Raw genomic sequence first — 15,529 nt, 5'->3', positions numbered from 1 at the left:
TAACTAATCTTGACAAAATGTTTTACTGTACACTATACTACGGCATAACTTTGCAGAATAAGAGTTATATCTATGGAGGATGTCGTATGCGTGGCGTTTATTCTTCTGTAGTGGAGAACGGCATACTTGGGGCACTTAAGGGCAGTGGAGCTTCAAAATCTATAATGCTTCGTGCGGAAATGGATGCTCTTCCTTGTGTTGAATCCCCGTCGAATTTATTAGGCGCGAAAAAAGTTTGCTCTTTAACGGAAGATGCAGCACATCTTTGTGGTCATGATTTTCATCAAGCCATTCTTCTTGCCGTAGCCAAGGTCTTGTCTAGTGATAGTGTTGTTTTTCCAGGAAACATATACTTTTGTTTTGAGTCTGGAGAGGAGACAGGTGAAGGGGTAGACGCTATGGTTTCAGCTTTAGAATCTCTTGGATGGCCTACCGCCGGCTGGGGAATTCACCTTTGCTCTCACTTAGATTGTGGAAAGTTGGCTCTCCAATCTGGTGGCATTATGGCTGGATCGTCAAAATTTGACATAACAATTAGGGGTAAGGGGGGCCATGGTGGGAGGCCCGATCAAACAGCAGACCCAATTACATGTGCCGCTCAGATTATTTGTGGTATCAATGTAATATCTTCGCGGATAGTTAACCCTATAAAACCTTTAGTTCTTACTATAGGTAGTGTTCATGCCGGATCAGCTCGTAATCTCATTCCCGAGGAGTGTTCTTTTTCAGGAACGATTCGTTTTTTTGACCCAGAACAAGAAGAGAAAGCCAAAAACGCGTTAACGTCTATGGTAGAAGACATATCCAGAGCTTTTTCATGCCGAGGTGAGATGAATTATTTAGGGCCATATCCAGCAGTGGTGAATGATTCTTGCCTGGTATCTCTTGCAGATAATGCTCTTCAAAAAATTTTCCCGAAAGAAGATTTAGTAAAGATAGAGCCGTGGATGGCTTCCGATACTATGGGGCGCTATATGACCCATTTCCCATGTCTCTATGCTTTGTTGGGATGCGCCAATCAAAAGTTGGGGTACGGAGCACCCCATCATAATCCTAAATTTGATGCGGATCCCCGTTGTTTGGAGAGTGGAATCGAGGCTACTTTGGGTTTTATCAGGGCATTTTTTGATGACCCTGAAATATAACAAAATATAACGTCGAAGGAGAGTATTGAATGATCTGTAGAATTCGTAGTTCTTTATTTGCAGCAGTGATTATGGCCTTTATGTTAATGGGGGTTGGTTCCGCTTTAGCGGCTGAGGTTCCTTCTGAAACTTTATTGGTTCGTATTGGAGCTAAAGAGGACGGGCAGCCTTATATATTTAAAGAGAACGGAGAAGTTAAGGGGTTTGAAGCCGATCTTTGGAAAGAAATTGCTAAGAGAGCTAACTTGAAACTTGAATATAAATATAACAGCATATCCGGTCTTTTTGGCCTTTTGGACAATGGCGAAATTGATACTATAACTCATTTTCTTGGCATTACCCCTCAGCGCAAAAAGAAATATGATTTTTCCGATAGCTATGGTAGCGGAGCGTTGCAGTTTATGACAAAAAAGGGAACCCCAGAGGTTACTTCTATTGAAGGCTTGTACGGCAAGAAGGTTGGCGTTGCATTAGGATCTGCCGCAGCAGGAGTAATCAAAACCTTTGATCCCGATGAAAAAATCAAAGTGGTTCCATATGAAGAGTTCAGACATATTCCTCAAGACGTAGATATGGGGCGGATTTATGCTTACTTTGGCAACCCTATAACTATGATGGGAGATATTCGTAAAATGGGTATCGATTGCAAAATAGATCCCTTGGTATTGTTGGCGACCCCTGTTGGATATCCCTACGTTCGTGGAAACGAGAATAGTCAGAGAATAATGGATAGAGTGAATCCAGTATTAGAAGAACTTCGTAAAGATGGCACTATTTCCAAAATCTCTATGGAGTGGTTTGGATTAGATATTACTTCGTTCAGCGGAATGAAATAGAACATAGAATAGAAATGACATGCGATGAAGGTTTTTGATCTAAATTATTTTATTGATATTTTACCTCTCGTATTAAAAGGACTTAGTGCTGCCATGAAAATGACAGCACTAAGCTTTTTAGGCGGCCTGATTTTGGGAGTATTAATTGCTTTGATCTACAATTCTAAGATCAAGGTTCTTTACCCTCTTGCTCAACTCTATGTTTCTATTTTTAGAGGCACCCCCGTAATAGCTCAAATGTTTTTTATTTATTTCGGATTGCCTCATTTCATTACTCCACTTAGAGGAATGGGCGCTTTTGCCGCAGCCTCTATGACGATAGCCTTGAATATTTCTTCTTACATGTCTGAAACTATAAGGTCGTCTATTTCCGCTGTGGAGAAGGGCCAATTCGAGGCGGGATTATCGGTAGGCATGACTAATTTCCAGGTAGCGCGGAGAATCATATTGCCTCAAGCAGGACGAATTGCTCTGCCATCATTGAGCAATAATCTGATAATGACCCTTAAGGGGACGGCGGTGGCCTTTACCATTGGAGTTACCGAAGTGATGGGAAAAGCAAAAATAGAAGCATCTAACTCGTATAGATACTTTGAATGTTATGCGGCAGCCATGCTTGTTTATTGGCTTGTAGTAGTGGTCATTACCTTGTTTCAGGGCAAGTGGGAAAAGCATCTTAACCGGGCCTATCAGAATTAGGAAAATGGTTTGAACTCTGTAACGGGCTACAGCGATTTTGCTGCCTAACACGTTGTTGCGTAAGTAGAAAAATAGTTAAGCCGGCCTTGAATTTGAGGCCGGCTTTTTGTTCGGGGAAAGAAATGCGATTTTCTTTTGGAAGAGATACAAAGCGTAAAAAGGATGGGTCTTGCATACGGTGTAGAGTCTTATCACGGGTTTCCATCCCTCATAGGAAGCGTAAAAAGCTATGCCTTCTCTAGCTGCGTCAAAAGCTGAACCTCGTTTCCATCCCTCATAGGAAGCGTAAAAAGTTTGGGCAAACGGCGGCGTATAGTTCTGATACAGGAAGTTTCCATCCCTCATAGGAAGCGTAAAAAGTCCACGTCACCGGCGTGTATACAGCGTCAGTGTTTTGTTTCCATCCCTCATAGGAAGCGTAAAAAGCACTGATGACATCAATTATGTCTGCGACTTTTGTCCGTTTCCATCCCTCATAGGAAGCGTAAAAAGTTAACCATTCGCTCCAACATCCATCGCACTCTACGAGTTTCCATCCCTCATAGGAAGCGTAAAAAGTCTGCATTAATGGAAGAGATTCAATGTTTATTTCCAGTTTCCATCCCTCATAGGAAGCGTAAAAAGGCCATATAAATAGTTACCCTCCACATCACAAGCTACGTTTCCATCCCTCATAGGAAGCGTAAAAAGGGCCCTAGCCGGTGATGGTACATTGGTTGTGCTTTCGTTTCCATCCCTCATAGGAAGCGTAAAAAGTGTTGTGTTTCTGCTTTTTCCTTTTCATCCGGATGGGTTTCCATCCCTCATAGGAAGCGTAAAAAGTTCTTCTTGCTTAACGTTCTTGAGGCGAATGTAAAGTTTCCATCCCTCATAGGAAGCGTAAAAAGAGGAACTATGGCTACCATTTGGTTGCCCTTTTTGTTGTTTCCATCCCTCATAGGAAGCGTAAAAAGAAGGAGCGTCTGCTACTTGCCAAAAAAGTGTTTTATCGTTTCCATCCCTCATAGGAAGCGTAAAAAGGCGCTGCACCCCTGTATTTTACTACATTTCTCCATTTTGCCCTATTCGACATATTTTGCTGTCAAGGTTCGGCAAAATTATCTAAACAGCTGCAAACAATGACTTTTCAGGATTTTGACGCTTGTGTCAATCCCCCTGGTTTTTTACGCTATTGGAGGTTGACACAGAATCTCACTTCTCAAGTCTACTTCTCCTGGACACATGCGAATTCGGATCAGAAAATTGGAGTTGCCACGCTCTACCCCCATGATCTCGCGTCTGGTGTAGCGCTCGATGTGCCACGCTACGTATAGAATATCACGCTATCGTAATTCGGGTCTATTTTTTGCTCACATCCATCTTGAGCTGGGGGCGTGTCGCCGATGCAGGACGATTTAGACAAACGGATTATTCAGATCACTCCCGTTATACATGTTCGCTGGGACGAAGCCGGTGACTCTGTCATAGATAATGCCCATTGCGGCTCTGGCGATAAACCAGTATTCTTCCTCCCCGCACCTGCTGATCAGGGGGATGTTGTCATTGGTGGAGACGGTCGCCACTTTCTCTTGCCATCGCATCAGTTCCTTAAGTGGCACCTCAATGGCATACTGTTGTGCCTGACGCACGAGCCGCTTCTTTTCATCAAGTTCTTCCAAAGTCCATCTGGTGTTTCGCAGACATTCCAGGATGGGGCGAATGTGACGGTCCAGTTCCACGAATACCATCTCATTCCTACGCTCGTCCTCCTTCTTAATCAATTCTTCTTTCTGTCCCCACTTGCCTTCCTCTATGTTGCGCCAGACTGGCTTGTAAGAAAGGCCTTCCAATATCCGATCGTAGTACCGCTTCACCAGCGAAGGCACCTCTTTTTCGCCAAAATTCTTTTCCTCTGTGAGAATATCCCTCGAATTGGCGAGCAGGATATCGTCATATACCATGCCGCAGAAGGATCTGCCGTTAGCACTCATCAGCTCGGCGACGAGTACATTGCCCGGATCATCTCGATTCAGATGGCGGTTGCAGCGCCCGGCAACTTGGATAACGCTGTCCAGCGGCCCCATGTCACGAAAGACCCAGTCGAAATCTAGGTCAACCCCCGCCTCTACAACTTGAGTGGATATGAGGTAATGTCGTACGCACTTGCTTCGCGGAATGCCTTTCTTTCCCAGACATCCGAGATAGTGCCGAATGCTTTTCTTTTCTAGATATCGGAGATAGCGCATTATGCGCTGGCGATGTTGCGGAGCCATCCAGGCGGAGAGAAAGAGCACCGGGCCATCGAGTCGTTCCTTCATCAATTGATATATTTTGAGTGCTGACTTTTTGGTATTCAGCACGATCAGGCCGGAGCCGTCGTCGACGGGAAGATTATTGCAAAGCAGCTCGGGCAATTCCTTTAGATCATGTTTGCCGGGAAGTACGCTGTATATATGCCTATTGTAGGGAAAGTTTAGATCGGGAGGCGCTATCTCACGCCCCTTCCCTATGTGCGGTTGGGTGGCTGTCATGAGAATGAAGGTTGTACCCCACTTTTCGCTGAGGAAGGAGAGCATCTTGCCAAAGCCGTTCCACAGCCTGGGATCGATGCCCTGAGGCTCATCCAGCACCACTACAGCCCGACTGATACGGTGAAAGTCCATGGAGGCATTGGCTTTCGGATCGAATATGGCATCCCAGAGCTGGACCATTGTCGTCAGCACAACGGGAGTTCTCCAATAGCGGAAGAGGGCTGACATGCGAGCCCATGAATTTCCCTTTGACCTATTCTCATCGGTGAGCTTGCCGTAGGCTCGGCTGTGATCCTCCTGCACACTGTCCTTACCGAAAAGAACTTTTGCCACAGAGGCGTTCTGCTCAATGATGCTTATAAAGGGCAGTGCGTAGACGATAGTGCCGTATCCCCATTTCGTCGCCAGACGATGAGCTATTTCCAGCCCAATCGTCGTCTTTCCGGCACCGGTGGGAAGTGTTAGCGTGTACAGGCCCGGACTGTCAATCTTGCCTGCGTTTTTCATGCAATCGTCGTGTACGCTTTGCCTCCATCCATCGAGGGGGGTGGTTTCCTTTCTTCCAAAATCCATGGGACTGAATTTAGGAAGGGGATTGAAGTTGAGCGAAAATACTCCGATGGCGTCCATCCGGTCGGCGGTCACAAGAAGCGAGTAGAGACTTCGAAGCGCAAGCCAGTCTTCTTTACCTATCTTAACTTCCCAGAGATCGTCGATAAAATCCTCCCATTCCTCTTCCGTTGCCAGGCACTTCCACGACGGAACTATCTCTCTCATGTGAGACTGCAACTCCGCCAGCTCCCTATTGATCCAGAATTTGCATGACGTATCGGCATCGTCTAGATGGGTATGGTGATGCCTCACGGCCTCGGCGGCCCAGAGATTTTTAGTAGCATCCAGAGTGAAGCAGGATGAGGGAAAGGCGTGCTTGACGCCTTTCCCCCTTTTCTTAAGGAGATAATCCTGAAAGAGGGGATGGGCCTTCTCAAGATCATGAGTGACGGCGATCTTACGAAGCAGCCGTGTGTCAATGGGCAGGCCATGCTGCCGCGCCAGGTCCAACGCGAGCCGGGCAGTTCCCTCCAGGTGATCCCTAAGCAGTCTATCGGGATGGCTGTGGATATCACCAGGTAGGAAACCAGGCGACCACATCATCTCCGCATTGCGAGACATCCACATTCCCCCTTTCTCTTAATGCAATCTTCTTTTCCGGCGACGTTGCATATATCACCGAGACACTCTCAATCAATCTGCGCGTATCGTCCATCCTGTAGGGCATCAGTTCCTTGAAGGCTCCCCCCGATTTCAGCACATCCATCGAAATGTCGTCACTCCACGGAACCACACTATCGACAACGACAGGCCCCGCTTCCACAGGAAAAAGATCGAAGTTGCCGATATAGTCGATATCAGCTAGGGCGTAGGCAACTCCGAGACAGGGAGTGTAGATAAAGGCATTCCGTTCCAGATATGTCCTCAGCCTTTCCTCCAGTCCTCCGGAGACGTAGATACGATAGCGGGGATTGGCCACGAACTGATGTTTGACCTGAATATGCCGGCTCTTCTTGGGGTTCTTCGAGTTCCAGTAGTTTACGGTCTGACGTAACCAGGATATTGGATTGCGTATGGATACGGAAACTCTGGTGCCCTCCATCTTCCTCCAGTAGGCGGCAAGACAGGCGTCACGATCGCTCTCATGGGAGATGCCTGCAATACCAGCGATCAGTCCGGCCAGCGCCGTGGGAGTCGGAAAGGCGTAGGATATGGACGAAGTGGTCGTATAGGGTTTTCGGAACATGGCCATACGACCGGATATCTCAAATACTACGGCCATATTGTGCCTCACCTCGTTTCGACTTCGAGCTTCCCTCTGAACTCCTCTTCAAGTTCGTCCATGCCGTCTGTCTCCAGATCTCCGTCGATAAAGAGTCGAATTTTCTCGATTTTACCCTCACGGGCAGCAAGTTTATCGACGAGATGACTCATGTCTAGCCTGAAATCGTTAACGGAGCGCAGGGCAAGCTGCTCGTCGTCGGAGAGTTCCCCTCCATCTGGTGATCTGAGTGCGACCTTCTCATCCAGAGAGCCTACGGCACCGTCGTAGCCATCGATATAGGTCACCTCCATGAGCATACGGGGAGCATGCCCCACCTTGCTGCGGGTGATCAGGTTGGTTGTGCCCTTCCAGAGCGCCGACGTCAGGTCGTCCAGATCTTCATCGGTGGCGCCAGTTTCCTTCGATGCGTACTGGTTGGCGATGCCGTATGCGGCTATCAGCGAAAATGGAACGATATATTCATTTCTGAAGGAACGCTGTTCACTGCCAGCCTTGGTGGCGAAGGCGGCAGTCCCCTGGATCAGCTTCGCCTCCGCACGGTGAAGGGAACGTCCCCACTTGAACTGGACGGGGCCGGCCCAAGAAAAAGACTCCTTGCCCAGAGCAAAGGTCGCGCCGAAGAGACGCGTGTCGATACATCTGGAGAGAGCATCACACCCCTTATCCACGCTCAGCTTCGCCTTCAGCTCTTCAACCCGCTCTTTCAGCGTCTTGGGCTCGCTATCGACGAAGACGTCCTTCTTCTCCATCAGCCACTGATCGCGCACCGTACGCTTGATCCGTACGTCGGAGACGAGCATCTGTCCGGTCTCCTCATCGTGCCTCGGATGGTTTGCGTCAAGCGGATCGCCATTGGGGTTCGCATCCTTCACGCTGTAGACAAAAAGATATTCCCTTCGATTATTGAACGCCATATCACAATTCCTCCTTTGCATTCTCGGATTCCGTTTTATCCTCGACCTTCTTATCGCTTTTAAAGATGGTCCAGAAATACTTTTTCGCATTCAGAAAGGCCACGGAAAAGGCAAAGTTGCCGTCTACGCCCAACTCGCGCTCACTGCCCATCAAAAGCAACTCCCCGGCATGTGCGGCGAGAGACTCTATCATTCCGGCGTAATCCAGATGATAGGCCCGCGTAAGCTCGGGAATCCGTGCCAGATGGCGCGAGATATCCCTCTTCTTCATCCTGCCAAAGTTCATCTGTTTGAATATGGGAGCGCTGTCAATTTGGGCACTACTGCCTGCCTCTCCAAGTGCCACCATACCCAGAACTATACCGGCCTCAAAGATTCCTCTGCCGCTTTCCGTCTTCATGTAGGGATCCGCAAATTCCTCAAAAAACTCAAAATGCATGTAACACTTCACCTCCCGTTAGATCTCGTTAAAAAATCGATAACAGCCGCCATTCTTCTAAGCTCGACTCCGCCGAAACGAAGCCACTCGGAATTGGCGAAAAGCCCCGTAAAACGCGATATCATGAGCTCTTTCACACCCCGAATGTCCACACGTTCGCCACCCAGAAGCCTACCCAGCACTCCCAGCGTCCGCTCCTTCATTACTGCCTTATCCTGATCGCTTTTTCCGGCCAGTGAGGCCAGAACGTGGAATGTCATCCTGATCCCCTGATCCAGTGTCACGTTTTTTGGATCAAAGACAGGGTCCTCGTAGCTGTTCCAGAGGAAGGCTCTGTGACATTCCACCCACAAATCCTCAAGCCTCTTGAGCTGCGATGGGGGAACATCCTCAATCATCAGATGAAGCCTCTCCTGTGCCTGATTCTTCTCCCAGAACAGAAAGTGAAATACCAGGGAGTTGTTCTGACGGGCGAGCTTACGAAAGACCTTGCCCTCCAATCCTATACCGCTATGGATGAAATCCTGAGTTTGACGGGAAGCTATCTGTAATCCCCTGGGACCCAGGAGAAGCTCGGGTACTATGTAGATCTTCACGCCGGGTATGGTACGGCCGTCGAGGAATGCCCCGTCAAGTACCTCCCGCCCCCTGGACAGGGCCGAGAAACAATTATCACAGATGGGGAAGACCTTCTCCTTAACACCCTTGCCGTCGGATGCGCCAGGCAGAAAACTGACCTTGTCGAAGGTGGCGAACTTGAATACCTTGTCCATATTGACCATCAAATCCGCGGTGCAACCGCAAAGACCGCAGGTTCCCGAAATACCTCCGCCCAGATTCTTCTCCAGCTTTGCGCTGAAGTAGTTTCTGAATGCCTCGACATCTCCCGGATAGAGGAAGGTTCCATCGCTGTCGATGCCGAAGAGCAGCAAGTAGGAACGTTTTTTATCGCTCCATAGTTCCGCTATTCTGTCGGCCCTACCTTCGAGTTCCTCCATTATCCGCTCCGTGGCGCCATCCTCCAGAATGCCCGATTTCTCGTAATCGGAGAGAATCACCTTTTCGATCTTGTAGAATCGGCTCTTATTGTCGGAACGCCAGTTGTCCTCTCCTATCAACTGCTTCAGAGGATCGCTTTGTCCCTTCCCAAGTTTACAAATTGGGGAAAATTGCCATGATGCAGCTGGACTTACGGGCTTGCGATAGAGATAGCGTCGCTTGTTCTCCTCGGCGTCCCCCTCTCCCGCCATGTAATCGACAAGATCTATTTTGCCAATTCCACTGACATTCAGCGGATTGAGCCCCGGATCATCCACGTTCAGCCAGACACGAATAACCTTTCCGCGCCGTTCCTCGTCCTCCATTAGAGGCATGGGCAGCTGCAGAAAACTATCCAAATCGTTACAACCAGAGCCATCGGACTTTCGCGCTTTAAGCTCCCCCAGATCCTTGACCGCACTGATAAAACCCAAGATCTATTCCTCCTTTCTTTTCCTCTTCTCAGCTATCTCCACACAGCCGAAGCCTGCGGAGTTCTTGCTTCCCAGGCCACAATCGACGGCCGTTTGAAGCAGAGCCTTTGGCCCCCTCAGGCGGAAAACGCCATCCCAGCCCTTCAGGGGATAGCGGTCGTCCATGCGGAAAAAATCGATGCGCTGACGCACTTTTGAGACACGCTCCAGCGTCACGACCCCCTCTGGCACAACCTCGCCGGGATGGGAGAGGGCAAACTTCTTTCGCAGGTTGCCCTCTATCTGCTCGGTGAAATCGCTGCCCCAGGGAGAGTGGTAAACGGTGAAAGGGCTTCCGTCGGCCTTACTCATCGTCGAATAGCAGAGGATGGGCGAAAGCGTACGGACGAGAACCTCATTCCCTTCCACCACAGGATTCTGCATCGTCACTCCAGTGCATTCCAGCAGATTATTACCCAGCCTTATACATCTCTTCGTGAGCGATCCGTTGGCAAGATTCTCCAGAATCTCCCTCACCGGCGAGGCGATCATTAGCCTGAGAGGAAGCGGAATCAGTATGTGGTTCCGCTCGCGCCGGATTGCCCCTCCGCCGAAGATCCGGGAAAAGCAGAAGAGCTTAAAGTGGCGCTTGCCCTGAACGTAGCCCCTGTCATGTAGAAACGCCGCCAGCGCTGGGGCCTCCAGCAGGCCGTAAACCATTGCCTGAAGGAGATTGTGGTTGTTGCACGGAAGGCGAATGTGTAAATTGCTCTTTGCTGAAAAAACTAATGAAATATGCAATATTTTCACTCCTCTTGCAATTAGATAAAATTGTATTGTAATTACGCGTGTGATGTCTATTTAACTCCATGTACTATTAAGTATATCATAAACTTAACAAAACTCAAATTTGAAACGATCTTTTAAATAAACAGTTGTTTTTTAGAGGGGAATTTTTATTTAGTTGATAGGGCGTAACTAAACAGTCTTTAATTATAAAAGCATACAAACAAAATTACAATTTATTAAAGGCTGACGCTTATGAATTTAAAACCACTGTATAAATATTCCTTATCAGCCTTTAATAAATATACTTCCATCCCTTATAGGAATTTTAATAAGTTAAAAAATAATAGAACTCCATGAACTATATTTCCATCCCTTATAGGAAGTTAGAAAAATATTGTAGCATAAATGAGGAGATAAAGAGAGATCGTGGTTTCATCCCTTATAGGAAGTATCGAAATAGCGGTAGACGACGAAGTAGCTACCGAGAACGCTTTGTTTCCATCCCTTATAGGAAGTATCGAAATCAAAGTCGGGAGCACGTCATCCATCGTGCAGCTGAACTGTTTCCATCCCTTATAGGAAGTATCGAAATAGGATCTACGAATTTCTTTTTTTTGCACACCATCCCAGTTTCCATCCCTTATAGGAAGTATCGAAATAGGATCTACGAATTTCTTTTTTTTGCACACCATCCCAGTTTCCATCCCTTATAGGAAGTATCGAAATATTCTCATGCAAGGCATGTTTTTGCTCTCCTATCCTGTTTCCATCCCTTATAGGAAGTATCGAAATAGCGGTAGACGACGAAGTAGCTACCGAGAACGCTTTGTTTCCATCCCTTATAGGAAGTATCGAAATCAAAGTCGGGAGCACGTCATCCATCGTGCAGCTGAACTGTTTCCATCCCTTATAGGAAGTATCGAAATCGCTCCCTCTCTATAACAACTGGTCGATCGCGAACATGTTTCCATCCCTTATAGGAAGTATCGAAATGTTGAATGTAATCCTTATTGCTATGGCCATTCTCAGTTTCCATCCCTTATAGGAAGTATCGAAATAACGGGGAGTACACACCTTCAGGAATTCATTTTCCTGGTTTCCATCCCTTATAGGAAGTATCGAAATACCCAGAGGGAATAACGATAGGCTGCGTATCTCCAGGTTTCCATCCCTTATAGGAAGTATCGAAATGGGATCGTTAAAAAGAAGATAGCGAGCGTATCAGCTAGTTTCCATCCCTTATAGGAAGTATCGAAATCGGCCATCTGCCTATCCCTGTCATCGAGCCGCTGCGTTTCCATCCCTTATAGGAAGTATCGAAATCCCGGCACGGAATAGAAGTTGCATCTTGTGACAAGGGTTTCCATCCCTTATAGGAAGTATCGAAATCAGCGTATCAGAGTACAGATGATACGAAGTCTAGCTTGTTTCCATCCCTTATAGGAAGTATCGAAATAAGATTGCCCGCACCAAGGTTGGGGTCGTTGCTACTGTTTCCATCCCTTATAGGAAGTATCGAAATCTGATGGCACTCGTCCCATTACAGTTACCCAGTCGTAGTTTCCATCCCTTATAGGAAGTATCGAAATTTTGCTGGCCTGATGTCGTAAACAGGCTTCTCTGAAAGTTTCCATCCCTTATAGGAAGTATCGAAATTTAAGAGCCTTCGACTCTGTATGAGCAGAGCGAAACGGTTTCCATCCCTTATAGGAAGTATCGAAATAGACCCTATCTTCTCAAACGCGATGGCATACCTCTCGTTTCCATCCCTTATAGGAAGTATCGAAATCTACAAAAGTCATACCGCTATCATTCTCTTTTGTAAGTTTCCATCCCTTATAGGAAGTATCGAAATCTGTATACACTGGGACCTTATATTTTCTTGAATAATGTTTCCATCCCTTATAGGAAGTATCGAAATTACAGAGCGACGAGACCCTAGACGAAAAAGATAAAAGTTTCCATCCCTTATAGGAAGTATCGAAATAAAGTATTTAAGCGCTATTGTGGATGAATATAAATTGTTTCCATCCCTTATAGGAAGTATCGAAATGGTGCTTCCTCGTATCCGCTATTATTATCCGGTTGAGTTTCCATCCCTTATAGGAAGTATCGAAATCAGGCCCTATCTTTTTCATAGAATCACCTCTAAAAAGTTTCCATCCCTTATAGGAAGTATCGAAATGGCGTGCCAGACAAAACGTCCGGCAAAATGCTCTGTGTTTCCATCCCTTATAGGAAGTATCGAAATAGGTATTGTCAACGCCGCTTATGCCGTTCACAAGTGGTTTCCATCCCTTATAGGAAGTATCGAAATATGCCTTCCTTCAGAACCATTGTCTATGATACATGGGTTTCCATCCCTTATAGGAAGTATCGAAATAGAGGTCGAAACGCCAAGCAAGGGCGGTAAAATTGGTTTCCATCCCTTATAGGAAGTATCGAAATAAAACATCTTCCACAAGAGACCGCCAGAAAGCTTGTGTTTCCATCCCTTATAGGAAGTATCGAAATGATTTTCTGTTATGGGCCTCAGCCAGTGGTTAGAGTGTTTCCATCCCTTATAGGAAGTATCGAAATTTCAGCACTTGTACCCATAGCTATGAATGTAGTTGAGTTTCCATCCCTTATAGGAAGTATCGAAATTGCTGTACGGGTATGGCGTATTCACAGCGCAACGAGGTTTCCATCCCTTATAGGAAGTATCGAAATAGAAACAAGAGATATCTAAGCAACTAGATAAAGCAGGTTTCCATCCCTTATAGGAAGTATCGAAATTGGCAGCAATAGGCTTAACTCTGGCCCAGCATGACGTTTCCATCCCTTATAGGAAGTATCGAAATTTTACCAATGCAGGAAAAAATTAAAGTGGACCCACCGTTTCCATCCCTTATAGGAAGTATCGAAATGACCATATTCCCTACGATTCGGAGAAAGTTGCTTCTCGTTTCCATCCCTTATAGGAAGTATCGAAATGAATCAGCTACGAACAAAAACATGGGCAGAACTCAGGTTTCCATCCCTTATAGGAAGTATCGAAATCGTTTTTGATCTGCCCTATCAACCCCGCCTCCCTATGTTTCCATCCCTTATAGGAAGTATCGAAATTATTTGGCAGGACTTTTAAAAAAATACGATGGCGAGTTTCCATCCCTTATAGGAAGTATCGAAATAGAGCGTATATCTGGTTGGAAATGAAAAAATGGCTTGTTTCCATCCCTTATAGGAAGTATCGAAATGAGGCCCACTCACATCATCAGGGGTATCTAGAGGGGGTTTCCATCCCTTATAGGAAGTATCGAAATAGAGCGTATATCTGGTTGGAAATGAAAAAATGGCTTGTTTCCATCCCTTATAGGAAGTATCGAAATACTGACAGTAAAACAGCGGGCTTTCGTGGAAGCGTAGTTTCCATCCCTTATAGGAAGTATCGAAATTTTAATTTTCCTCCCTTTTCCATCCTAAATTTTCAAGTTTCCATCCCTTATAGGAAGTATCGAAATCCTGGATCACCAAAACCATTGCCACCTAGAAGAGTGTTTCCATCCCTTATAGGAAGTATCGAAATTTATCGGCAGTATCGGCAGTAGACTTAACAATACCAAGTTTCCATCCCTTATAGGAAGTATCGAAATTCCTTGCCAACGTCTTTATTCGTATCAACATCATCGGTTTCCATCCCTTATAGGAAGTATCGAAATCCGCTGCAATATTCCACTATCCTGATCTCTGTCATTTGTTTCCATCCCTTATAGGAAGTATCGAAATGGCTAGACACCGTCTCTTCCGGGAACGTTATTTTATGTTTCCATCCCTTATAGGAAGTATCGAAATGACGAAGGCAGACACATAGATTGCACGAATGGGAAGTTTCCATCCCTTATAGGAAGTATCGAAATTGATTTTACCAAGGCTTTCACAACTCTTGACTTTTTGTTTCCATCCCTTATAGGAAGTATCGAAATGCTTTGTGCCCATTGCATTATTATATATGCGATGTAGTTTCCATCCCTTATAGGAAGTATCGAAATTGCCAATTCCTTATCAAATAGCTCTATCTCTCTATCGGTTTCCATCCCTTATAGGAAGTATCGAAATAAATGAGTAAGTTGTGGAAAAAGATTGAAATTATGAGTTTCCATCCCTTATAGGAAGTATCGAAATTGCTCGACGACGAGAACGAGATCGGCGTTCTCACTAGTTTCCATCCCTTATAGGAAGTATCGAAATACAGATGGCAGCGGCACAGCAGGCCGCAGTAGCGGGTTTCCATCCCTTATAGGAAGTATCGAAATCATGAAAAAGGCCTGAAGGCCGAGTTCGGATTAGAAGTTTCCATCCCTTATAGGAAGTATCGAAATGTATTTCTGGATCAGTAGGCAAGGCAGGGCAAAATGGTTTCCATCCCTTATAGGAAGTATCGAAATGCTGGGTCAGCATTAGGGGCTGGCGCTTTAATATTAGTTTCCATCCCTTATAGGAAGTATCGAAATTGACGACTTCGTCGTCTACAGTTTTTTTCTGTTTATGTTTCCATCCCTTATAGGAAGTATCGAAATATGAACACGTACAAAAACAAAAAGTCCTCTTTCTGGAGTTTCCATCCCTTATAGGAAGTATCGAAATACTGGAGGTTTGCACATGTTCCATCCCTTGCTTTTCAGTTTCCATCCCTTATAGGAAGTATCGAAATGCGGGATGAATGGAGAGGAAGCGATGACATTTTCCTGTTTCCATCCCTTATAGGAAGTATCGAAATACCTCATATTCCATTGTTTATTCCTCCACATATTCGCGGTTTCCATCCCTTATAGGAAGTATCGAAATTAAAAAATGCTCCAGCCTCTCTAATAGCTAACACCCGTTTCCATCCCTTATAGGAAGTATCGAAATAACCAAAGAATTCAGC

The 15,529-nt window shown here is 46.0% G+C and carries 9 protein-coding genes and 2 CRISPR repeat arrays (1 of these 11 cut by a window edge); of the genes, 3 read left to right on the top strand and 6 right to left on the bottom strand.

Annotated features, from left to right (window positions below; genetic code table 11):
• Positions 1-86 precede the first annotated feature (86 nt).
• From RBH88_RS10235 to RBH88_RS10225, 3 genes are read left to right on the top strand one after another with little or no spacing between them, the layout of a single operon-like run.
• A complete protein-coding gene (locus RBH88_RS10235) occupies positions 87-1,145 on the top strand; it encodes a M20 family metallopeptidase (RefSeq protein ID WP_307879611.1) in 1,059 nt (352 codons plus the stop codon).
• A 29-nt stretch (positions 1,146-1,174) separates the two neighbouring features.
• Complete coding sequence (locus RBH88_RS10230) at positions 1,175-1,981, top strand: transporter substrate-binding domain-containing protein (RefSeq protein ID WP_213695685.1); 807 nt, start codon at positions 1,175-1,177, stop codon at positions 1,979-1,981.
• A gap of 24 nt (positions 1,982-2,005) precedes the next feature.
• Positions 2,006-2,680, top strand: coding sequence for an amino acid ABC transporter permease (locus RBH88_RS10225; protein ID WP_213699781.1), 675 nt, complete (start codon positions 2,006-2,008; stop codon positions 2,678-2,680).
• Between the two features lie 131 nt (positions 2,681-2,811).
• Positions 2,812-3,700: direct repeats of the CRISPR family, unit length 30 nt; unit sequence GTTTCCATCCCTCATAGGAAGCGTAAAAAG.
• Positions 3,701-4,074: 374 nt separating this feature from the next.
• On the opposite strand, the gene cas3 is transcribed toward RBH88_RS10225, so the two are convergent.
• The 6 genes from cas3 to cas6 are packed head-to-tail and all read right to left on the bottom strand — an operon-like array spanning position 4,075 to position 10,632.
• The gene (cas3, locus tag RBH88_RS10220) at positions 4,075-6,363 is read right to left on the bottom strand and encodes a CRISPR-associated helicase Cas3' (protein ID WP_213701885.1); all 2,289 of its coding nucleotides are present in this window, start codon (positions 6,361-6,363) and stop codon (positions 4,075-4,077) included.
• A complete protein-coding gene (cas5b, locus tag RBH88_RS10215) occupies positions 6,314-7,024 on the bottom strand; it encodes a type I-B CRISPR-associated protein Cas5b (protein ID WP_213701884.1) in 711 nt (236 codons plus the stop codon). The genes cas3 and cas5b overlap by 50 nt, the downstream gene beginning before the upstream one ends.
• Positions 7,025-7,032: 8 nt before the next feature.
• A complete protein-coding gene (gene cas7b / locus RBH88_RS10210) occupies positions 7,033-7,941 on the bottom strand; it encodes a type I-B CRISPR-associated protein Cas7/Csh2 (protein ID WP_213701883.1) in 909 nt (302 codons plus the stop codon).
• Position 7,942: 1 nt separating this feature from the next.
• A complete protein-coding gene (locus tag RBH88_RS10205; protein WP_213701882.1) occupies positions 7,943-8,380 on the bottom strand; it encodes a TM1802 family CRISPR-associated protein in 438 nt (145 codons plus the stop codon).
• Between the two features lie 8 nt (positions 8,381-8,388).
• Entirely contained in the window at positions 8,389-9,852 is a 1,464-nt protein-coding gene (locus tag RBH88_RS10200) for a TM1802 family CRISPR-associated protein (protein ID WP_213701881.1), read from the bottom strand.
• Between the two features lie 3 nt (positions 9,853-9,855).
• The gene (cas6, locus tag RBH88_RS10195; protein WP_213701880.1) at positions 9,856-10,632 is read right to left on the bottom strand and encodes a CRISPR-associated endoribonuclease Cas6; all 777 of its coding nucleotides are present in this window, start codon (positions 10,630-10,632) and stop codon (positions 9,856-9,858) included.
• Positions 10,633-10,923: 291 nt separating this feature from the next.
• Positions 10,924-15,529: a CRISPR direct-repeat array (repeat unit 30 nt; unit sequence GTTTCCATCCCTTATAGGAAGTATCGAAAT); it runs 1,175 nt beyond the window's last position.

The organism is Aminobacterium sp. MB27-C1 (assembly GCF_030908405.1).
Lineage (GTDB): Bacteria > Synergistota > Synergistia > Synergistales > Aminobacteriaceae > Aminobacterium.
Note: the sequence above shows the minus strand (reverse complement) of the source record. Positions and strands in the feature narration are given on the sequence as shown.